This window comes from Sneathiella chinensis (assembly GCF_012720115.1).
GTDB classification, from domain to species: domain Bacteria; phylum Pseudomonadota; class Alphaproteobacteria; order Sneathiellales; family Sneathiellaceae; genus Sneathiella; species Sneathiella chinensis.
The window spans coordinates 164957-186578 of the sequence record NZ_VNWN01000007.1 but is presented as its reverse complement, the minus strand read 5'-3'; the positions used below and the strand labels follow the sequence as shown (position 1 = coordinate 186578).

At 59.1% G+C, this 21622-nt stretch carries 20 protein-coding genes; 16 read left to right on the top strand and 4 right to left on the bottom strand.

From position 1 onward, the window contains the following. Nucleotides 1–211: 211 nt before the first annotated feature. Nucleotides 212–2065 carry a dihydroxy-acid dehydratase gene (ilvD, locus tag FQB27_RS13340; protein WP_169561554.1) on the top strand — a complete coding sequence of 618 codons (1854 nt, stop codon included), beginning with the start codon at nt 212–214 and terminating at the stop codon, nt 2063–2065. 87 nt (nt 2066–2152) lie between these two features. On the opposite strand, the gene FQB27_RS13335 is transcribed toward ilvD, so the two are convergent. The 4 genes from FQB27_RS13335 to erpA form a co-directional block, all read right to left on the bottom strand. Next, nucleotides 2153–5143 carry an autotransporter family protein gene (locus FQB27_RS13335; protein ID WP_169561553.1) on the bottom strand — a complete coding sequence of 997 codons (2991 nt, stop codon included), beginning with the start codon at nt 5141–5143 and terminating at the stop codon, nt 2153–2155. Between the two features lie 122 nt (nt 5144–5265). After that, nucleotides 5266–5778, bottom strand: coding sequence for a PAS domain-containing protein (locus FQB27_RS13330; RefSeq protein ID WP_169561552.1), 513 nt, complete (start codon nt 5776–5778; stop codon nt 5266–5268). A gap of 111 nt (nt 5779–5889) precedes the next feature. Next, complete coding sequence (gene xth, locus FQB27_RS13325; RefSeq protein WP_169561551.1) at nt 5890–6666, bottom strand: exodeoxyribonuclease III; 777 nt, start codon at nt 6664–6666, stop codon at nt 5890–5892. 160 nt (nt 6667–6826) lie between these two features. Continuing rightward, nucleotides 6827–7159 (bottom strand): iron-sulfur cluster insertion protein ErpA, encoded by a 333-nt coding sequence (erpA, locus tag FQB27_RS13320; protein ID WP_169561844.1) that lies wholly within the window; start codon nt 7157–7159, stop codon nt 6827–6829. A 126-nt stretch (nt 7160–7285) separates the two neighbouring features. On the opposite strand from erpA, the gene FQB27_RS13315 reads away from it, so the two are divergent. From FQB27_RS13315 to FQB27_RS13245, 15 genes are all read left to right on the top strand, one after another. After that, nucleotides 7286–8329 carry a DALR anticodon-binding domain-containing protein gene (locus tag FQB27_RS13315; RefSeq protein WP_169561550.1) on the top strand — a complete coding sequence of 348 codons (1044 nt, stop codon included), beginning with the start codon at nt 7286–7288 and terminating at the stop codon, nt 8327–8329. A gap of 5 nt (nt 8330–8334) precedes the next feature. Continuing rightward, complete coding sequence (locus tag FQB27_RS13310; RefSeq protein ID WP_169561549.1) at nt 8335–9279, top strand: SPOR domain-containing protein; 945 nt, start codon at nt 8335–8337, stop codon at nt 9277–9279. Then, entirely contained in the window at nt 9266–10312 is a 1047-nt protein-coding gene (gene nagZ / locus FQB27_RS13305) for a beta-N-acetylhexosaminidase (RefSeq protein ID WP_169561548.1), read from the top strand. Before FQB27_RS13310 ends, nagZ begins: the two co-directional genes overlap by 14 nt. Next, complete coding sequence (locus FQB27_RS13300) at nt 10312–10998, top strand: site-2 protease family protein (protein WP_206374663.1); 687 nt, start codon at nt 10312–10314, stop codon at nt 10996–10998. The genes nagZ and FQB27_RS13300 overlap by 1 nt, the downstream gene beginning before the upstream one ends. 25 nt (nt 10999–11023) lie before the next feature. Further along, nucleotides 11024–11851: a segregation and condensation protein A gene (locus tag FQB27_RS13295; protein WP_169561547.1), complete on the top strand. Its 828-nt coding sequence runs from the start codon at nt 11024–11026 to the stop codon at nt 11849–11851. Continuing rightward, on the top strand, nt 11848–12450 hold the full coding sequence (gene scpB / locus FQB27_RS13290; RefSeq protein WP_169561546.1) for an SMC-Scp complex subunit ScpB: 603 nt from the start codon (nt 11848–11850) through the stop codon (nt 12448–12450). Before FQB27_RS13295 ends, scpB begins: the two co-directional genes overlap by 4 nt. Nucleotides 12451–12696: 246 nt before the next feature. Further along, on the top strand, nt 12697–14346 hold the full coding sequence (locus FQB27_RS13285) for an ABC transporter permease (protein WP_169561545.1): 1650 nt from the start codon (nt 12697–12699) through the stop codon (nt 14344–14346). A gap of 4 nt (nt 14347–14350) precedes the next feature. Next, nucleotides 14351–15400 carry an ABC transporter ATP-binding protein gene (locus FQB27_RS13280; RefSeq protein WP_169561544.1) on the top strand — a complete coding sequence of 350 codons (1050 nt, stop codon included), beginning with the start codon at nt 14351–14353 and terminating at the stop codon, nt 15398–15400. Nucleotides 15401–15641: 241 nt separating this feature from the next. Next, nucleotides 15642–15854: a twin-arginine translocase TatA/TatE family subunit gene (gene tatA / locus FQB27_RS13275; protein WP_169561543.1), complete on the top strand. Its 213-nt coding sequence runs from the start codon at nt 15642–15644 to the stop codon at nt 15852–15854. Nucleotides 15855–15904: 50 nt separating this feature from the next. Further along, complete coding sequence (gene tatB, locus FQB27_RS13270) at nt 15905–16366, top strand: Sec-independent protein translocase protein TatB (protein ID WP_169561542.1); 462 nt, start codon at nt 15905–15907, stop codon at nt 16364–16366. Nucleotides 16367–16370: 4 nt separating this feature from the next. Next, nucleotides 16371–17240 (top strand): twin-arginine translocase subunit TatC, encoded by an 870-nt coding sequence (gene tatC / locus FQB27_RS13265; RefSeq protein ID WP_169561541.1) that lies wholly within the window; start codon nt 16371–16373, stop codon nt 17238–17240. Nucleotides 17241–17483: 243 nt separating this feature from the next. After that, nucleotides 17484–18755 carry a serine--tRNA ligase gene (gene serS, locus FQB27_RS13260; protein WP_169561540.1) on the top strand — a complete coding sequence of 424 codons (1272 nt, stop codon included), beginning with the start codon at nt 17484–17486 and terminating at the stop codon, nt 18753–18755. Between the two features lie 32 nt (nt 18756–18787). Beyond that, nucleotides 18788–19543 carry a 5'/3'-nucleotidase SurE gene (gene surE, locus FQB27_RS13255; RefSeq protein WP_169561539.1) on the top strand — a complete coding sequence of 252 codons (756 nt, stop codon included), beginning with the start codon at nt 18788–18790 and terminating at the stop codon, nt 19541–19543. 26 nt (nt 19544–19569) lie between these two features. Further along, nucleotides 19570–20217, top strand: coding sequence for a protein-L-isoaspartate(D-aspartate) O-methyltransferase (locus FQB27_RS13250; RefSeq protein WP_169561538.1), 648 nt, complete (start codon nt 19570–19572; stop codon nt 20215–20217). 69 nt (nt 20218–20286) lie between these two features. Then, nucleotides 20287–21588, top strand: a complete 1302-nt coding sequence (locus FQB27_RS13245) for a peptidoglycan DD-metalloendopeptidase family protein (RefSeq protein ID WP_169561537.1) — start codon at nt 20287–20289, stop codon at nt 21586–21588. Nucleotides 21589–21622 lie beyond the last annotated feature (34 nt).

Sequence of the window (21622 nt, the reverse complement as noted above, 5' to 3'; positions counted from 1 at the left end):
CGGCGCGTGTAATACCTTCACATTGCATGGTAAAACTCACTTGGTTACTTTAAACACCTTTAAGTAGTGTTGTGTAATTATTGTTCAATCAAATAGTGTTGCCTTGTGTTGTGCCGAATAGGGGTATAAAAGCCCTCTCAGCCGCTTGCCCTCTGGGGATTAAAGGGGTAGGAATGAAAAAGAGTTTGTAAACCAGTCAGGGAACAAGGAAATGCCGCAATACAGATCGAAGACATCCACTCATGGCCGGAACATGGCAGGTGCCCGTGCGCTGTGGCGTGCGACAGGCATGCAGGACGGGGATTTCAGCAAGCCGATCATTGCGGTCGTCAACTCTTTCACCCAGTTCGTGCCGGGCCATGTGCACCTGAAGGATCTGGGCCAGATGGTCGCCCGCGAGATTGAAAAATGCGGCGGTGTGGCCAAGGAATTCAACACCATTGCGGTGGATGACGGGATTGCCATGGGCCATGACGGGATGCTGTACAGCCTGCCGTCCCGCGAGATCATTGCCGACTCTGTTGAATATATGGTCAACGCCCACTGTGCTGATGCCATGGTCTGTATTTCCAACTGCGACAAGATCACGCCGGGCATGTTGATGGCGGCCATGCGGCTGAACATTCCGGTCGTCTTTGTTTCCGGCGGCCCGATGGAGGCTGGTAAAGGCATGGCCGATGGCGTGGAAATCGGGCTCGACCTGATTGATGCCATGGTTCAGGCGGGGGACCCCAACGTGTCCGACGAAAAGGTCGCCGAGGTTGAGCGTTCCGCCTGTCCGACCTGTGGTTCCTGTTCCGGCATGTTTACGGCCAACTCCATGAACTGCCTGACCGAAGCCCTTGGCCTTGCCCTGCCGGGGAACGGCAGCCTGCTGGCCACCCATGCGGACCGCAAACAGCTGTTCCTGGATGCGGCGCGGACGGTTGTTGATATTACCCGCCGTCATTATGAAATGGATGAAAAGGGCCTGCTGCCCCGCGAAATCGCCAATTTCAAGGCGTTTGAGAATGCCATGACCCTGGATATCGCCATGGGCGGGTCCACCAACACGGTTCTGCATCTGCTGGCCGCCGCGCAGGAAGGCGAGGTTGGCTTCACCATGGAGGATATCGACCGTCTCAGCCGCCGGGTGCCGCATCTGTGTAAGGTGGCGCCCAGCACACAGCATTACCACATGGAAGATGTTCACCGGGCTGGCGGTATCATGGGCATTCTGGGAGAGTTGGACCGGGCCGGTCTTATTCACAACGATCTGACCACCGTTCACAGCCCCAGCGTTTCCGATGCGCTTGAGCTTTGGGATGTGAAGGTCTCCCGCAGTGACACGGTTCAGGAATTTTACCGGGCGGGTCCGGGCGGCGTTCGGACGACCGAGGCGTTCAGCCAGTCCAAGCGGTATCCGGAACTGGATGTGGACCGCGAAGGCGGCTGTATCCGCAGCAAGGAACATGCCTATAGTCAGGATGGCGGTTTGGCTGTTCTGTATGGCAACATCGCCGCAGAGGGCTGCATCGTGAAAACCGCCGGTGTGGATGCCAGCATCCTGAAATTCTCCGGTCCGGCGCGCCTGTTCGAAAGTCAGGACAGCGCCGTCAAGGGCATCCTGAATGACGAGATCAAGGAAGGCGACGTTGTCGTGATCCTGTATGAAGGCCCGAAAGGCGGACCGGGAATGCAGGAAATGCTCTATCCGACCTCTTATCTGAAATCAAAGGGGCTTGGTAAGGCCTGTGCGTTGTTGACCGACGGGCGTTTCTCTGGCGGGACATCCGGCCTGTCCATCGGCCATGTTTCCCCGGAAGCAGCCGAAGGCGGCAATATCGGTCTGGTCGAGGAAGGCGATATCATCGAGATCGATATCCCGAACCGCACCATCAACCTTGCCGTCACGGACGAGGAAATGACCGCCCGCCGCACCCGCATGGAAGCCCGCGGTGCCGATGCGTGGAAGCCGACCGAACAGCGGACCCGCGTGGTGTCCCGTGCCCTGCAGGCCTATGCGGCCATGACCACCAGTGCCGCCCGCGGCGCGGTCCGCGATGTGACGCAGGTCCAGAAATAATTACTGCCGACAAGGCGATTGTTCAAAATAGAAAAGGGGGCCGTTTTTACGGCCCCCTTTTTGTCAGGTCATGGAGGGAGAGGCTCCCTAGAATTTCCAGCGGGCGGTCACCGACAGGGCGTGGGCCGTTTCTGTGGCAGATAGATCCCCCTGATAGGACAGGTCAAGATCAACATCGCTGCTGAGCCCTACGGTGACACCGGCACCGATGCGGGCGCTGTTGCGGTCTGTATCCGCCCCCTCGATGCGGAAGCCACTGTTCGGCGCCGCGGCAAAGGCGGCGTTGATTTCACTGCCGGTGTCTTTGTATTCATGCAGCCAAGCCGCTTCGACCCGGGTTGCAATGGTCGTTCCTTCCGGTGTGTTGAAAACATAGCCGACCCGGCCGCCCAGCGTGGAGCGCAGGCTGTCGCTGGCATCGCTGTTGATGGTCAGGTTGGCAGCCCCGGCCCCGGTTTCGGTAAAGCTGTCCCGTTTCAGCCAGCCATAGTGAAGGGCCGCATAGGGGGTCAGGATCACGCCCTGTCCTGGCGTCAGGTCGTAGCCCGCCTCAAACCCGGCGTTCAGACCTACACTGTTATAGTCGGCGTGGGCGGTATCGGTCAGGGTGCCGACGACAATTCGGCGGGAGGCGTCCGTCTTGTGCAGTCCGCCGCCAACCATGCCGTCAAGATAGAAGGCGTTGGGCTGGAACCGTCCATAGGCGGCCATCTGGTAGCTGTCCACATCCGTATCGCCGTTGGAGGAGGCGTGGGTCCGTGTATAGGAAAGCGCCCCTCCGGCAATCAGGTTTTGCCAGATTTCCGTATCCGCCCCAACGGCGGCACCGCCATAGACATAATCGGCACCGTCAACATTGGCATCCCCGTCAATATCACCAAACCCGCCGTAACCGCGAACCCAGATACGGCTGTTCCGTTCTGTGGCGGAGGAGGCCGCCTGAACCGCATCGGCGACACTCTGGCTCCAACTGTCATTTCCGTCAAACGCGGCAGCAAGAGAGTTGGTGCCGGGCTGGGAGGATCGTCCGCCCAACCGGTTGGAAATCTGGTTCTGGAAGGATTGACGTGCAGGACGGGACAAGCCGGGAAGGTGGCTGTGTTGCTGGCCGCTGAGGGACTTATACGCCTTCTTGGCGCCGGCGCTGTTAAGTTGCAACAGGTTGCCGACCAACCGTTTAAACGCCGGGTTGTCCCGATTTTCCTGCAAAATTCCCGCCAAACCGGTCTGGTTCGGGGTGTCTGCCTCGTCCTCGAAGGTGCGGTCATTTTCCGTCAGGGTCAGGAGAACGTCATTGGCGTTATAGCTGAGGGTTGGGTCCAGAAACGCAAGGTCGGAGGTTATGGTGTTAAACTGGCTGCCGCCCAGTTCGCCGCCTGCAGACAGGATGGTGTAGGTGGTGTCCGGTGCATAATTGCCTGCACCTGCCTTAACGGCCACGGTTCCGCCCGTCAATGTGGCGGTTCCGGTGACCTCAAGGCGGTCGGAGACCCCTGCGGGGTCAATGTCCACTGCAAAGGTGCCGCCGTTGGAAAAGTCCACATTTCCATTGACTGTCAGGGTGCCGATGCCATTGCCGGGGGCAAGGGTACCGCCGTTGGTGGCAACAGACCCAACCGACCCGGTTCCGCCCAGTGTGCCGTCATTGTGAATAATTGTCTGCCCGGCGAGAGAGCCGTTCACCAGCAGGGTGCCTTCCTCAATATGGGTGCCCCCGGAATAGACATGGGTGCCGGTCAGGGTCAGGGTGCCGCTACCGTCCTTGGTAACCCGCCCGTTGCCACCGATGGTCCCGTCATAGATGCCATCGAATGTCTGGTTGAAGACAAGCGAGGCATTGTTGGCAACATCCCCTTGCAGGGAGGCGCTATCCCCGGTCAGGGTTCCGCCCATCAGGGTCCAGTTTTGATCGGTCAAGCCGGTCAGGGTCAGGTTGGCAGGGCCTGTTTTTACAGCAACACCGATACCGGACAGGGTACCGCCATAGCTGCCGTCAACGGTTTGGTCAAAGATAACGGTTGCGTCATTGGTGATGTCGCCCTGCAGAGAGATGCTGTTCCCGGTCAGGGTGCCCCCCAAGACCGTCCAGTCTTGTGCCCCGGAGCCGGTCAGGGTCCAGTTGGAAGCCCCTGTTTTTTCAAACAGTCCAAAGCCGGTATATTGTCCGCCGATGCCGGAAACATTGAAGGTGGAATTGTTGCTGCCGCCAAGCCGCAGGGTATCAAGAGCGGAAAAGGCCTGGACCTTTCCGGTAATTGTTGACCCGTGATGCAGTTCGAGGATGTTGGTGCCACCATAAAAAACAATTGCGTCGGCATGGGTGGTTACTACAGGCTCAATGCCGCCTTCGATGGTACCGCTGTTGATCAGATGGGTATCTTCTGCATAGATGCCATACCCTGCAGGGCCATTTCCGCCGCCGATCCCGGGGTAGCCGCCCTTTCCACCGGTGATCGTGCCCGCGTTGTTGAAGGTTGAGGAGCCTGAAATCCAGACACCGTAGCCGCCAATGCCGCCGCTGCCGCCCCATCCATCAGCATGCAAATTGCCATTTCCACCCTCTCCGCCATCGCCGCCGGTGATAGAGCCTGTGTTGGAATTGATCGTGTTCCCGAAATAAAGGGCGCCGTGACCGCCGTCACCGCCGCCGCCGCCACTACCTGACAAACCGATGACGGATCCGGTATGGGCGGAACCACCATTTCCGCCATTGCCGCCCCGAAGAGTTCCGTTGTTGTTCAGGGAACCGCCGCCATAGCCCGATGCGCCGCCGCCGCCGCCGCCGCCGCCGCCGCCCTCAATGCCGTCGGAACTGCCGTCGTAGCCGTTCTCGCCATAAGCGCCTGGGACCTGGCCCGCACTCCCACCCAAGCCGCCATAGCCGCCAGAACCGGTGCCGCCGTTTTCATCGGCAGCACCGCCATTTCCGCCGACATTTTCCTGAGTCCCACCGTCGCCAGCATGGGCGCTAACGGGCAGGGACAGGGCTAAAATACTGACCGACGCCAGAAGAAGTATGGCGTGACAGGCGTGCAGGGAAGACTTGCCTTCGCGGGCGATTAAGGGGTGTTGGATCATGGTTACAACAATCTTTTAGTGTGTGTCTCAGCGATCCAAAATATGAGAAAAATTCTGTTACGCAACCCCTGAATTGTTTTGTTTTGGAGAAAAACACACCTAATGGATGTATTTTTAGGGGGTCAGGCGGACCCCTGATCCGGGTCAGGGTCGCGCGGTGGGTTGGGGAAACGGTCCTTATCCGCCTTGTCCACATGATCCACAAAGGCGATGGTCTTGATCACGGTTTTACCGTCGTCGGATATGGGGCAGATGATGGCCTCTATTTTCAGGTAGTCTTTTTTTGGCCCTGAATAGGCAAGGATCTGATAGCTGGGTTCCTGCCGGTTTACCACTTCTTCAAACGCGGTCCACATGCGGCTGCCGGGCTCTCGTTCGGGGCAGTTTCGCCAGTTCACATTCATGGTCTTGCAGGCGCTGCGCTCCACAATGCGCTCGCCGGTGATCCGCTCGATGAAATCAAGGGGATCATACTGGACATGGACCACAAGGATATGGGGCAGCAGGGGCAGCATTTCCGCCGGGTTGATATCGGCCCAACGGGGCATGGACCGGCCCCCGGTTTTGGAGAGCCAGTAGTCAAACCCCGCTTTTACGATCGGGGTGGTATGCTCAAAGCCGTCACCGTGGAGCATTGGACCCGCATTTCTGTCCTGATTTGCAGCATATCTTCTAACAATATGTTGCAAAATCAGCGAAAGAGAAGGGGAGCGCCCGCACAGGCGGCCTTGGCGATGGGTGGAAGGTCAGTCGATCTTCTGGTCCAGTTCCACCCAGATGGGGGTGTGGTCGGATGGGCGTTCCATACCGCGCGGTTCCTTGTCGATCCCGACGGCCTTCAACGTGTCGATGGCCTGCGGGGATAACAGAAGATGATCGATGCGAATGCCGTTGTCCTTCTGCCAGGCGCCGCGCTGATAATCCCAGTAGGTGTAATTCACATTGGGGGTAAAGGTCCGATAGGCATCGAAATAGCCAAGATTGAGCAACTGGCGGAAGCGGTTGCGGCTTTCCGGCTGGGTCAGGGCGTCCTTTTCCCATGCCTTGGGATCATAGCAATCCTCGTCCTGCGGGATGATATTATAGTCCCCGGCCAGAACCACCGGCTCCTCAAGGGCCAGCAGGTCTTTCGCCCGCTGGATCAAAAGGTCCATCCAGCCGAGTTTATAGGGGAATTTCTCCGTATCGATGGGGTTGCCGTTGGGCAGGTAGATGGAGGCAACGCGCACACCGTTGATGGTGGCCTCCATATAGCGGGCCTGCTCATCCTCGTCATTGCCGGGAAGGCGGCGCATCACATCTTCCATGGGGTGCTTGGACAGGATGGCGACACCGTTATAGGTTTTCTGGCCGTGGGTCTCCACGTTATAGCCCAGTTCCTCCACCTCAAGGCGGGGGAAAGCCTCGTCCACCACTTTCAGTTCCTGAAGACAAAGAACATCCGGGGCCTCTTCCTTCAGGTAATGCAGAAGGATGGGCAGGCGGGCCTTGACGGAATTGACGTTCCAGCTGGCAATTTTCATGGATGAGGGTCCCCACAGAATAAGCGTGCATTGGTCACGTCCGTTTGTCTATCACGACTGGGGCAATCGTCAACCATTAACGCCGGGAAAAGGGGGCAAGGCAAGGGGCGTTTTCGCCCCCAACCACAGGACGGAGGTAGGCTCTAGGGGGAGCCGAGCTTTAGACGGAGAAGGAGGACCCGCAGGAGCAGGAAGCCGTGGCATTGGGATTGTTGATGCGGAAAGCAGCGCCGATCAGGTCGCTGACATAATCGATTTCCGATCCGGCCAGATACATCAGGGACACACTGTCCACCAGCAGGACGGCCCCATCCTTTTCAACGACCATGTCATCGTCGTTACGGGTGTCGTCCAGATCAAAGCTGTACTGGAACCCTGAACAGCCGCCGCCATTGACAGCAACACGCAGCATCTTCTTGTCGGAATTCATATCCCGGACAATGGTGTTGATCTGCGCGGCAGCCGTATCGGACAGCTTGACAGGGGGTTCCATTGTATCTTGTGAAAACATGCGGTTACTCTCTTCAGGAAAAAGCCGGGGTTGGCCTCGTCTCCTCTAATCATGTATTAATCATGGGACCTTTTGTCAATCGCCCCGAAAAAAGAGAAAAACTGCCCTATGTCCGAAAGTTATGTCAGGCCCGTGTGGCGGGCGCTTTGTGCGGTGCTGGAACAGCAGGCCGCTGCTGATCCGGGGGCGGAGCACGGGGCCCCCCGTCCGGCAGCACCCTCAGGAAACCTGACCCTGCGCCCCCCGAAAGAGGAAAGCCGGGGCGATCTTTGCAGCAATATCCTGCTGTTGGCCAGTGGGCAGGAAGAGGAGGTGCGGGACCGTCTGGCCCGCACGGTCCTTGCGGCCGTTGAGGCCGTGCCGTCGGTCCGCTCCGCCGAGGTGGCCCCCAACGGATATGTGAATATCCACCTGCAGGCGGGATACTGGCTGGCGGAAATCCCGGTCATTCTGGAACGGGCGCGGGCCTATGGCATGAGCCTGCTGGAAAATCAGGGCGGGTTTGAGCTGGTCCGACCCGCGACGACGGACGATCTGGTATCCGCCAGACAGTTCTGGCAGGTGGAGGCCCTGATGAAGGTGGCCGATCTGGCGGGGCTGGCCTACGCCCTTTCTCCCGCGCCGGAAGATGGGGATCGGGGCATGGCGACCCGAACCGCCGTTGCCAAATGCTCCCTGCCACGGGTGCGTTTTGCCCTGCTGGCCAACGGGGCGTCCTTTGCCCGTCATTTCAGCCCGGTCCGGGCGGTGGATCAGTCCTATGACAATCCGGTTTTTGCCGTTCCTTACGCGATCAGCCGTATCCGGTCGTTGCTGGCAGCGGCAAGCGCGGGTGAGGGGGGCGAGGATCCCGTTGATGTGGATTATTCCGTGTTGACGCGGAGCAATGAACAGAAAATCGCCAAATTCATGTGTCAGTGGCCATTGGCACTGGAACAGTCGCTCAGAAACCGGGATATCATCCATCTGTCGGCTTTCCTGCATGACCTTTCCCTGCTATTTTTCCGGCTGGAGAGGGAGGAGCGACTTGTGTCGTCCGAATATCTGACTGAAACCGGGACGCGCCCGGCCCGTCTTGGGCTGTTGAGCGCCCTGAAATTGCAATTGTGCGAGGGGCTGGAAATCCTTGGCATCGAGATGGTAGAGGAGTGATAGTTTTGACCAACCATCAGGATTTTCCGGAAGAAGAAGAATATTATGAGGAATATGACGAACCGCGCTTCAGCCGCGGAAAACTGATCGGGGCGGCGCTTGCCGTGACCATCGTTGCCGGGTTCGGTATCGGCATCTGGTATGCCTATGATCAGGGCGTGAAAAAGGGGGTCCAACTGGCCCCGCCCATCGTCAAGGCGGATACCTCGCCGGTCAAGCAGCAGCCTGAAAATCCGGGCGGCATGGATATTCCCCATCAGGACAAGCAGGTGTTCAGCGTCCTAAATCCGGAGCAGGCCGAGGAAAAGGTCGAGAAACTGATGGAAGCGCCGGAGGAATCCACCAATGATCCGGCCCCTGTTGATATCACCGAAACCGAGCGCGAGGCGCAAGCCGGCAATCAGGCGGAAACCCTGATGGCGAAGCCGGAAGGGCAGGCTGCATCCGATGCGGTATCTGACGCAACGACCGAGGCAGAAGCCGCCGCCACTGCCGCCGCCCGGACCCCTGTGGAAAAGGTCCAGCGTGAGCAGGAAACCGCAGCAAACACCGTGAAAGAGGTTGAGGCCAAGGCCGCCGAAGCCAAGCCGGAGCCAAAACCGGAAGCGAAACCGGAAGCAAAGCCGGCACCAGAGCCTGAAAAAGTTGCGGCTCCGGCCCCGGTAAAGGCGGGAACATCCCCGAAGAAACCGGCCAATGCCGGTGATTATCGGGTTCAGATTGGCGCGTTCCGCTCTACCGATGCGGCGGAACAGGCGTGGGGACGGCTTCAAAAGGCGCATAAGGCCCTGCTGACCGGCGTGCCTCATTTCATCCAGAGTGTCGAGGTCAAGGGCAAGGGAATGTTCCATCGCCTGCAGGCCGGGGCCTTTGAAAACCGGGCTGGTGCGGAAAATCTGTGTACGGCCCTGAAGGCGGAAAAACAGGATTGTCTCGTTGCCAAAAAGTGATTTTACCGGCACCCGCGCCGTTATTTTCTCGTGCGCGGGCCTGACCCTGACCCCGGAGGAAGTTGACTTCTTCCGGGCGGTCAATCCTGTGGGGCTGGTCCTGTTCGCCCGCAATATTGATACGCCGGATCAGGTGCGGGCCCTGATCAACAGCTTTCGCGAGGCGGTGGGGCGACCGGGCGCGCCGGTCCTTGTGGATCAGGAAGGCGGACGGGTACAGCGGCTGCGGCCGCCGCACTGGCATTCCCTGCCAAGCTTCGGCGCCCTTGGGGCCGTTTATGCGGAAGACCCGGTCCGGGGCGAGCGGGCGGTGCGCCTTGCCACCCGGATCATCGCAGCGGAGCTTGCCAGCGTTGGTTTCTCCGTGGATTGTTCCCCCTGTCTTGATTTGTCGCTGGGGGAAACCTCCAGTGTCATTGGGGACCGGTCCTTTTCCGGCAATCCCGACGTTGTGGCCACCCTTGGCGCCTTTGTGGCCGAGGAATTCCTTGCCGCCGGTATCCTGCCGGTGATCAAGCATATGCCGGGGCATGGCCGGGGAACGGTGGACAGCCATCTTGAATTGCCGGTCGTTCCGGCCCGCCATTCGGATCTGTCAGCAAGTGATTTTGTCCCGTTCCGGAAACTGTCCCATGTCCCGTGGGGCATGACGGCGCATATTGTCTATCAGGATATCGACCCGGACAATCCGGCAACCCAGTCCCGCCGTGTGATCGAGGATGTGATCCGCGGGGAAATCGGATTTGGCGGGGTGTTGCTGTCCGATGATTTGAATATGGAGGCGTTGCAGGGCAGTCTGGCCTCGCGGGCGGCGCGCTCGCTGGAGGCGGGGGTGGACCTGATCCTGCACTGTTCCGGTAAAATGGACGAAATGAAAGAGGTTGCGGGGGCCTGCGGCGCGGTTTCCGATGAGACCCTGCGCCGACTGGACAAGTCCCTGACCGCCCTTGACGGGGCGGCCCCGGCGATGGGGGGCACCGAGGACATGATGGCCGAATTGCAGGGCCTGCTTGCCGGTCGGGGAGAGGGCTGATGGATATGGGAAACGTTCTCTATCAGGTGTCCATCTGGCTATTGCCTGCCTTGCTGGCCATTACCCTGCATGAAGCCGGTCACGCCTTTGCGGCGTGGCGACTTGGCGATGATACGGCCAAGCGGCAGGGGCGGGTGACCCTGAACCCGCTCAAACATGTGGACCCGATCGGGACCGTGCTTATTCCCGGCCTGTTGCTGATGGCAAAGGCGCCGTTCCTGTTTGGATATGCCAAGCCAGTGCCGGTCAATTTCATGCGCCTCAATCATCCGCGCCGGGACATGGTGCTGGTGGCGCTGGCCGGTCCGATGATGAATTTCCTGCTCGCCTTTCTGTGCATGTTGTCTTTTCATGCACTGGATTATCTTCCCGTAGACTGGCGTGAATGGGTTGCCTTGAACCTGAGAAATGGCTTGGTTCTCAATGTGGTACTGGGTTTTTTTAACCTTTTGCCTATACCGCCGCTGGATGGGGGGCGGGTGGCCGTCGGCATTCTGCCTAACTTTCTGGCCATTCCGTTGGCCCGGTTGGAACGGTTCGGGTTTCTGATCCTGATCGGGGTGATTATCCTGCTGCCCATGCTGTTCCGTCAGTTCGGCAGTGACATGGACCCCATGCGCTGGCTGATGAGCGGGCCGATCGCCACGGTTATTTCCGTGATTGCAACACTGGCGGGGTTTGACTAGAGTTTTTCTGACCACAACAGAAAGGATGTCCTTGAAGGATAACGGGCTGTTCAACGTTTCGGATCGTCTGGATGCTGAGGAGGCGGCGGCCTCGTCAGGGCCGGGTCTTGTTGTCGATCTGGACGGGTATGAAGGTCCGCTGGATGTCCTGCTTGTTCTGGCTCGGGACCAGAAGGTTGACCTTCTCAAAATCTCCATTCTTGAACTGGCGGAACAGTATCTCGCCTTCATCGAGGAAGTCCAGAAGCTGCGGCTTGAGGTGGCGGCCGACTATCTGGTGATGGCGGCGTGGCTGGCCTATCTGAAATCCCGCCTTCTGCTGCCGGAAGAGCCGGAGGAGGATGGACCGTCCGGTGAGGAAATGGCCGAACGGCTGGCCTTTCAGCTTAAAAAGCTGGAGGCCATGCGGACAGCGGCGGAAAAGCTGATCAACGGACAGGTTACGGGCCGTGACCGGATGCGGCGGGGCCGCCCGGAAGGGGTGAAAGTGGTGCGCCATTCCCGGTATGACTGTTCCCTTCGCGAGTTGTTGCAGGCTTATGCCGCCCACAAGGACCGCAAGGGCATCAAGAACCCTCTGCGCCTCATGCGCAACGCCATCTATACGGTGGAGGCAGCCCTTGAGCGGCTGGAGCGGATGCTGGGCAAGGTGCCGGACTGGGTCGATCTGACGGCCTATTTGCCCAAGAACCTGAAAGACCCGTTTTCCCGGCGTTCGGCCGAGGCCTCCACCTTGCTGGCCAGCCTGCAGATGGTCAAGGAAGGCCAGCTTGAAGTGCGTCAGGCCCACTTGTTCGGCCCGATCGAGGTGCGGGCCCGGCGGGAGAAAAGACAGGAAAGTGAGGACGAATGACAGCCAACCCGGAACATGTCCGCATGGCGGAAGCCTTGCTTTTTGCCGCGAAGGAGCCATTGGGCGAACTGGACATTGCCGCCCGCCTGCCGGAAGACGCGGATATTCCCGCCATTCTGGACCTGCTGCACAAACATTATGAACACAAGGGCGTCAATCTGGTGAAGCTGGCCGGGAAATGGACCTTCCTGACTGCGCCCGATCTGTCCTGGCTGCTTCAGGATGAAAAGGAAAATACCCGGAAATTGAGCCGCGCCGCCCTTGAGACCCTGTCTGTCATTGCCTATCACCAGCCGATTACCCGTTCCGAGATTGAGGAAATTCGCGGTGTCGGTCTTAGCCGGGGGGTGATGGATGTCTTGTTCGATGCGGGATGGATCCGCCCCCGCGGACGGCGGCGCACACCGGGCCGCCCGGTTACCTACGGGGTGACACAGGAATTCCTGATCCATTTCGGGCTGGATGATATTCGCGACCTGCCGGGGTTTGATGAGTTGAAAGCGGCGGGCCTGCTGCAAACCGAGCCGTCCGGCCTGTTTGATGACCTGATCCGGGGCGATGATGCGCCCCCCCTCGACCCGGAGGAAGAGGAAGACTGATCCCCTGCCGCCAGACCCCCTTTCAAGGGGTGTTTCGCTGGAAATCCGCCCTGTTTCATTTTCATTGCGTTTTTTTGTCACAGCGGGCCGTCTATGCGACTGATTATTATTTACATGTGGGGGCAGGGGGCGTATTGAGGGGCAGTTGACTATTTCGTACTAAGGACTAGCCCGTTGGGGATTGCCGAATACCAACAACAAGGAAGCCTGAAACGGCCCGGCAGACGCGGAAATAACTTTCTGTCCATGACCGGGGCAGGGCTGTCCATGCTTGTCGCCCTTCTGGTGGCGGTGCCCATTCTTGTGGTGTTCGGTTTTGTCTTTGTGCCAGCCGGGGATATCTGGTCCCATCTGGCGTCAACGGTTCTGCCTGTTTATCTGCTAAATACCCTGATCCTGTTTGCCGGTGTGTCCGTGCTGGTGGTGTTCATCGGGGTCGGGACGGCGTGGCTTGTCACCATGTGCGAGTTTCCGGGGCGACGCCTGTTCAGTTGGGCCATGTTCCTGCCGCTGGCCATGCCCGCCTATATCATCGCCTATACCTATACGGGGATGTTCGATTTCGCGGGGCCGGTACAGACCTTCCTGCGGGATCTGTTCGACTGGACCCGGCAGGATTACTGGTTCCCGCCGGTCAGAAGCGTGGGCGGCGCGGTCCTGATGCTGGGGCTGGTGCTGTATCCGTATGTGTATCTGGTCAGTCGGGCCGCTTTTCTGGAGCAGTCCATCTGTGTTCTTGAGGTCGGGCGCACACTGGGCCGGGGCCCGTGGGGCATTTTCTTTCATATCGCCCTGCCGCTGGCGCGGCCCGCCATTGTCACCGGTCTTGCCCTTGCGCTGATGGAAACGCTGAGCGATTTCGGGACGGTTCAGTATTTTGCCGTGGATACCTTCACCACCGGGATTTTCCGCATCTGGCTGGGCATGGGGGAGCCAGCCGCCGCAGCGCAGCTTGCCGCCATGCTGATGGGGTTTGTCTTTCTGCTGGTGATCGTGGAGCGGTTGAACCGCGGTGCGCGCAAATATCATCACACAACCGGTCGCTATCAGGGCATTCGCCGGTTTCCGCTGTCGGGCCTGCGGGCGGGCGGGGCGTTTCTGGCCTGTCTGTTGCCGGTGTTCCTTGGTTTCCTGTTGCCGTCGGGCTGGCTGCTGCATGAAAGCCTGCGCCATCCCGAGGCGGTTCTCAATCTTGAATTTCCCGCGCTTGCCTTCAGCAGTATTTCCGTCGCCATGGTGGCCAGTCTTCTGACGCTGGTGATTGCCATGGGGCTTGTCTATGGCATGCGGGGCGGCGTTTCCGGGCGGAAAAACCCGGTGCGGACCGCGGCGGTGCGGGTGTCCGCCATGGGATACGCCATTCCGGGGCCGGTGCTGGCCGTAGGCGTCATGATCCCGTTCGGCTTTCTGGACAATTCCGTGGATGCCTTCATGCGCAGCACCTTCGGCATCTCGACGGGCCTGCTGTTAAGCGGGACCCTTGTGGCGCTGATTTTTGCCTATATGGTGCGGTTTCTGGCCGTGGCCCTGAACACGGTGGAGGCCAGCGTCGGCAAGATCACGCCCAACATGGACCGGGCCGCCCGCACCATGGGGGTGACCGGCCTGAAGGCCGTGATTCGGGTCCATATCCCGATTATTTCAGGCAGCATGATGACCGCCCTGCTGTTGGTGTTTGTGGATGTGATGAAGGAACTTCCGGCAACCCTGATCATGCGGCCGTTCGGGTTTGAGACCTTGGCGGTTCGGGCCTATGAACTGGCCTCGGACGAGCGCTTGTCCGAAGCCGCCGGGCCGTCCCTTGCCATCGTTGCCGCCGGTATCATCCCCGTGATTATCTTGAGTCGCGCCATTGCCAGGTCCCGTCCGGGGCAAGATGGCGGCGCGGAAGGGTAGATTAATGAGTAAGCTGGTTCTGTCCCATATCAGGCATCGCAATAACAAGAATTTCAGCGTCGAGATCGACCGGCTGGAAGTGGGGGCGGGCCGGATTGTCTGTTTGCTGGGGCCGTCGGGCTGCGGGAAGTCGACAACTTTACGCATCGCCGCCGGGCTGGAACAACCCGACGCGGGCGAGGTCTGGATCAAGGACGAGAAAATGGCCGGCCCGGATATCTTCGTCGGGGCCGAGGATCGTCAGGTCGGACTGGTCTTTCAGGATTACGCCCTGTTCCCGCATCTCAGCGTGTTCGATAACATCGCCTTTGGCCTGCTGGGCCAAAGCGGACCGGAGAAGGCAGAGGTTGTCGCCCGGATACTGGAACAGGTGGGCCTGACCGGATCGGCCGAGAAATATCCGCATATGCTGTCCGGCGGAGAGCAGCAACGGGTGGCGTTGGCCCGGGCGCTGGCACCGAACCCACGTTTGCTGCTGATGGATGAGCCGTTTTCCGGGCTGGATGTGGTCCTTCGCAACAAGGTGCGGGACGAGACGCTGGCGTTCCTCAAGGAAACAGGCACAACGGTCATGCTGGTGACCCATGACCCGGAAGAGGCCATGCGCATGGCGGACGAAATTGTCCTGATGCGGAACGGCCGTGTGGAACAGCAGGGCACGCCTGCCGAACTTTACAGCCAGCCGAAAAACGAATTCGTTGCGGCCTTCCTTGGCGAGGTCAACCGGGTTGAGGGCATGTTGACGGACACGACCCTTGAAACGGAGCTGGGGGTTCTGGACAAACCCGCCGAAGACGGGCGGACAGGCGCGGTGAATGTGCTGATCCGGCCGGAAGCCATCCGCCTGCAACGCTTCGCCGGTGAACGGCATCCGGAAGGCCACCGGGAAGGGCGCGTCGTCGGCAGCCGCAATCTTGGGCCGTTCTGCCTGATCGATCTGGAGTTGCCATCCGGTCGCCGCGTGACCGCCCGCGCCGCCAGCATCCTGCAACCACAGGATGGAGAGGTGTGCAGCATTCATCTGGACCAGCGGCAGGTCTTTGCCTTTGATTGAGCCACGGCGGGCAGGGGTTTCGCCTTGGAACCCGGCGGCTGTGACAGTCCGGTTACAGGGCAGGGACAATGCCGCGACAATGGCGTTTTTTGAAATTAGTGGTCGTATAATCGTGCCTATCCCGTTATATAAGGGAGTAGGGAGAAATTCGCGGTGCGTCAGGGGTCTGAGGTTGGACCGTGGCAGCGGATTTTGGGAAACTGTTATTAGTCGTCTCGAAATCGAGACCAGGAGTTAAATTATGAGTATAGGTCCTTGGCAAATTGTTCTGATCCTTGTCATTGTGCTTATCATTTTTGGCGCCGGCAAACTGCCCCGTGTGGCAGGTGACCTTGCCAAAGGCATCAAGAACTTCAAAAAAGGCATGAATGAAGAAGACAGCGCAAAGGAAATCAGCGCGTCTGAAAATGCCAAAGAAACCACGGAAGAAAAGGACAAGGCCGCACAAGGCTGATTTGTCCCGTATCCCGTAGCAGATGTTTAGGACAGTCAAGACGGTGGGCCATGTTTGATATCGGCTGGTCCGAGATGGTGTTTGTAGTCATTGTGGCCATTCTGGTGATTGGTCCGAAGGACTTGCCACGGGCAATTGCCTCTGTCGGGAAATATGTCAGGAAAGCGCGTGCGCTGGCCCGGGATTTCCAGTCGGGTATTGATGATCTGGCCCGCGATGCGGAACTGGATGACCTGAAAAAGACCGTTCAGAACGGCACCGATTTCAACATCAAGAAACAGATTGAGGATGCGGTTGATCCGACCGGAACCTTCGAGAACATGTTCGATGATGTGAAGCCGGAAATTCGCGACCCCCGGAAATCGGGCACTGCCGACGCCAAACCGGCTGCCGGCGCTGCCGATACTTCCGCGAAGACAGACACATCCACCACTTCCGACAATTCCATCAGTCCGCCCCCGGCGGAGGATGCAAAACCCGCCCCGGCGGTAGAGGGGACGAAGGCGTCCTAGGTCCATGCATTCAGACAGCGATATTGAAGATAGCAAGGCTCCGTTGATGGAGCATATCATCGAGTTTCGGAACCGCCTTGTTTATTCGGTTCTGACTGTGCTCGTGACCTTTATCCTGTGCTATTTGGTCTCGGAAGAGCTGTTCGCCTTTCTGGTCCGCCCACTGGTCGCCGCCCTTGGCGATGACGTGGAAGGGCGCCGGATGATCTTCACCGGCCTGCACGAAGCCTTCTTCACCAATATCAAGATTGCCTTCTTTGTTGCCCTGTTTATCTCGTTCCCCATTGTGGCAACCCAGATCTGGGCCTTTGTGGCGCCGGGCCTGTACAAGCACGAGAAAAAGGCCTTCCTGCCGTTTCTGGTGGTAACGCCGGTGCTGTTCTTTCTGGGCGGGGCGCTGGCCTATGAAATTGTCATGCCGCTGGCGTGGAAATTCCTGCTGAGCTTCGAGACCGGGAACAGCGCCAGTCTTTATTCAAAGGCTTTCACGGCGCTGACATCCGAATATCCGAAGATGCTGGAATTCCTGCCCGCACCGTCCGAGCCGATGGCCCTGCCCATTCAGGCGGAAACGCGGGTCAGTGAGTATCTCAGCCTGTCCATGAAGCTGATTTTTGCGTTCGGTCTGTGTTTCCAGTTGCCGGTCCTGCTGACCCTGCTGGGTCGGGTGGGGATTGTCACGTCCCAGGGCCTGAAGGAAAAGTTCAAATATTCCATCGTGTTTGCGTTTATTGCTGCGGCGATCCTGACACCGCCGGACCCGCTGTCCCAGATCACGCTGGCGATCCCGATCATCCTTTTGTATGCGCTGTCCATCGTCAGTGTGCGGATGGTCGAGAAAAAGCGCGAGGAACGGGCCGCCGCCGAAGAGTGATCCGGGCGGCAATTCAGCAACATTTCCCGGTGGGATGAATAATTTTGTCCCCAACAATCGGTTTGGGCTCTGGACGGGCAGGGCGCAGGCAATTATACAAACCAGAGCCGTTCGGATGAGGAGGGGAGTTCCCACATCCGGACAGATGTGTTCCTTGTAAAAAATGGCGGGGCAGGGTGTGGGCTTTGATCGGACCACAGCGCGCCCTTTCCGACCAAGACCAGATTTCGAAATGGCCAAGACATGCTTGATTTAAGATGGATTCGTGAAAACCCGGACGCTTTCGATGCCGCCCTTCTGCGGCGCGGGGCAGAGCCTCTTTCCGCTGTTGTGGTGGAACTGGACGAGAGCCGGCGGAAACTTCAGACCGAACTTCAGACCGCGCAGGCCCGCCGCAACGAGGCCGCCAAGGCCATCGGCAAGGCGAAAGCCGCCGGTGAGGATGCGGACGCCCTGATCCGCGAAGTGTCGGACCTGAAGGCCTCTGTTCAGGAAATGGAAGCGTCGGAGCGGGACATGGCCGCCCGCATGGATGATCTTCTGGCCGGTATCCCCAACGTCCTGAAGGACGATGTGCCGGATGGGGCCGACGAAGACGACAATGTGGAAGTGCGCCGCTTTGGCGATGTGCCTTCCTTCGATTTTGAGCCGAAAGAGCATTATGAACTGGGCGAAGCTCTTGGCATGATGGATTTCGAGACAGCGGCCAAGCTGTCCGGTAGCCGTTTTGTGGTCACCAGCGGACAGATCGCCCGCATGGAACGGGCCCTTGCCGCCTTCATGATGGATGTGCATACCGAGGAAAAAGGGTATCTGGAAGTCTCTCCGCCGGTGATGGTGCGGGACCATGCCCTGTTTGGCACCGGCCAGCTCCCGAAATTTGAGGAAGACCTTTATAAGGTGGATACGGGCAGCTACATGATCCCGACCGCCGAGGTGCCGCTGACCAATCTGGTGCGGGACAGCATCCTGAGCGAAGAGGAACTGCCGCGCCGCTTTACGGCTCATACCCTCTGTTTCCGGTCCGAGGCAGGCTCTGCCGGGAAGGATACGGCGGGTATGCTGCGTCAGCATCAGTTCGCCAAGGTCGAGATGGTCTCCATCACCACGCCGGAAACCTCGAATGAGGAACATGAGCGGATGACCGGCTGCGCCGAGGATATCCTGCAGCGTCTGGGCCTGCCTTACCGGGTGATGGTCCTGTGTGCAGGGGATACGGGCTTCGGGGCACGGAAAACCTATGACATCGAGGTCTGGTTGCCGGGGCAGGACAGGTATCGCGAAATTTCAAGCTGTTCCGTGTGCGGGGATTTTCAGGCGCGCCGGATGAAGGCCCGGTATCGGCCGGACGGGGAAAAGGGAACCCGTTTCGTCCATACCCTGAACGGTTCCGGTCTTGCCGTGGGGCGGACCCTGATTGCCGTGATGGAAAACTATCAGCAGGCCGACGGCTCCATTGTGGTGCCGGAAGTGCTGCGCCCCTATATGGGCGGGCTTGAAAAAATTACCAAGTAACCAAGTAGAACAAGAAAGAAAAAGGTGTAACGTTGCGCATATTACTCAGTAATGATGACGGGTTTGATGCCCCTGGTATGGAAGTGCTGAAGCGAATTGCCTATTCGCTGTCAGATGAGGTTGTGATTGTGGCTCCCGCCAAGGAGCAGAGCGGGGCCTCCCGGTCCCTGACCCTCCATGATCCTCTCAGGGTCAACAAATATTCCGAAACTGAATATTCAGTGGAAGGAACTCCGACCGACTGTGTGATGATGGCGCTGAACTATCTGTTCCCGGATGACAAGCCGGACCTGATCCTGTCCGGTGTGAACCGGGGCGCGAACCTTGGCGAGGATGTGCTGTATTCCGGTACGGTCGCCGCCGCCAGTGAGGGAACCCTGCTGGGTGTCCCGTCCATCGCGCTTAGCATGTGCATGTTCGATTCCCCGGAAATCCACTGGGAAACCGCCGAGAAAATGGCGCCGGGAATTATCCGTAAGCTGCTGGAAACCGGGTGGGGCGAGGATACGCTGGTCAACATCAACTTCCCGGCCATTCCGGTGGACGAGGTACAGGGCGTTGTGGTTACCCGTCAGGGCAAGCGAGACCTGTCGAACCTGCTGATCGATGCCCGTGTGGACGCCCGCGGGCGCGAGTATTACTGGCTTGGCTATCGTCCGTCCTCGGGCAAGCCGTTTGAGGGCAGCGACCTTCATGCCGTTGAAAATAAAATGGTGTCTGTAACACCACTGAAGCTGAACCTGACCAATGAGTCCTCTCTGGACAATCTGGCAAAGGCACTGGGTTAGAGTGTGATCCGGAAGGTAGTACAGAAGTGAACGAGTATGCGGCGCAGAAAATCCGCCTGATCATGGAACTTCGTCGGCAGGGCATAACAGATACGGATGTCTTGTCGGCCATTGAACGGGTTCCACGGGAGGAGTTTGTTCCGGATACATTCAAGGACAGGGCGTATGAGAATATCGCCCTGCCCATCGCCAGCGGCCAGACCATCAGCCAGCCCTATATCGTCGCCTATATGACCCAGTTGCTGGAACTGGACAAGCGGCGCAAGGTTCTGGAAATCGGTACCGGGTCCGGCTATCAAGCCGCGGTTCTCTCCAAGTTGTGCCGCCGGGTCTATTCCATCGAACGGTACCGGTCCCTGCATATGACGGCGGTACGCCTGTTCGAGCGGCTGAAGATCACCAATGTTACCACAAAGCTGGGGGACGGATACAAGGGATGGACCGAACAGGCCCCCTTTGACCGGATCATTGTTACCGCCGCCGCCGAAACCATCCCTGAGACCCTGATCGACCAGTTGGCCTGCGGCGGGATCATGGTGATACCCGTTGGCCGGGACAGTGCCCATCAGGAGATCGTGAAACTCACCCGTGACGAGCAGGGGACCCTGACCGAAGAAGTCCTTATTCCGGTCAGATTCGTGCCTTTGGTTCAAGGGCTTGCCATAGAAAGTTGAGTCGTTACTACATCTTGTGGTGTTGCAAATGGCTTGCGATTCGCGGCCTTTTATGGTTAAATTCAAACCATGAGAGGGTGGATTTATACATATGGCCGCACGGCGGTTCTGGGATTGTTGCTTGCCAGTGTTTTGGGGGGATGCGGATATAACCGGTATCTTTCCGGCTCACCCGCAGTCATTGACAAGTCCCGGACCTATGCTTCCACACGCCCGGCGGCGACCGTGGCAGTGGCAGATAATCCGTCCCTTTATTATGACAACCTGTCCTATCATCATGTGACCGTTCTGCCGGGCGATACCTATACCCGGATCGCGGATCGGCACGGTGTTCCCACCCAGTCCGTTCTGGCCCTGAACCGGGCCCGGGCGCCCTATACGATTTATGTGGGACAGCAGGTCAAGATCCCGGCCTTCAAGGGGCATCGTGTCCAGCCGGGGGAAACCCTCTATGCCATTTCACGGGTCTATAACGTCGAGATGGGGGAAATTGCCCATTTCAACCGGATGAACCCGCCCTACCAGATCGGCGTTGGCTCGGTCCTGCGTATTCCCGATCGGCAGCGCCGGGAAATCCGTGTTGCCTCCATGGGCGACAAGGCTTGGCCTGTGGCCGATGTGCAGCCGCGACAGGAAAGTCGCAGCGTGAGTTCCGCAGCCACCAGCCGGGCCGTAACGTCGGCATCGCTGGCCGCGCCTTCGGGGGCCTCTGCGCCTGCCACGTCGGCGGCAACCACCGCACCGCAGCGGCAGGCCATTGGGGCCGGGACGGGGCAATCCGCCGCGCCCACCCCCAAGACCGATAAGCCCGTTCGGGTGGCCAGTCTGGGTCCGGTTTCCGGGTCGGGGCTTGTCAACCGTACCGCGCCGGAACCCCAAACGCCCCGCCGCTCCCCGGAGGAGGTGATGGGCGGAACGGCCATCCCGAAGGCGGACCTGCCGCCGGTCCCGCGGGAACGCTATTCCATCAAGCGCCCCCCCTCGCGGGAGGGAAGCCGGTTTATCTGGCCGGTATCCGGCAAGGTGGTGTCCGGTTTCGGGAAGAAGAGCAACGGCTTCCATAATGACGGCATCAATATCCTTGCCAAGGCCGGTGATCCGGTTCGGGCCGCCGAAAACGGCATCGTGTCCTATGTGGGGAATGAAATGCGGTCCTTCGGGAACCTGATCCTGATTTCCCATGCGGATGGATATGTCACCACCTATGGCCATAATGCGCGCATTCTGGTGCAGAAGGGCGACCGGGTCAGCAAGGGGGATATCATCGCCCATGCCGGTGCGACAGGTGACGTGGATACACCGCAGGTTCATTTCGAGGTGCGCAAGCAGGGCAAGGCCATCAATCCGGCCACCATGCTGGCCCGCCGATAACCGACCCCAAGGCAGGACCATCGTCCAGGACGCT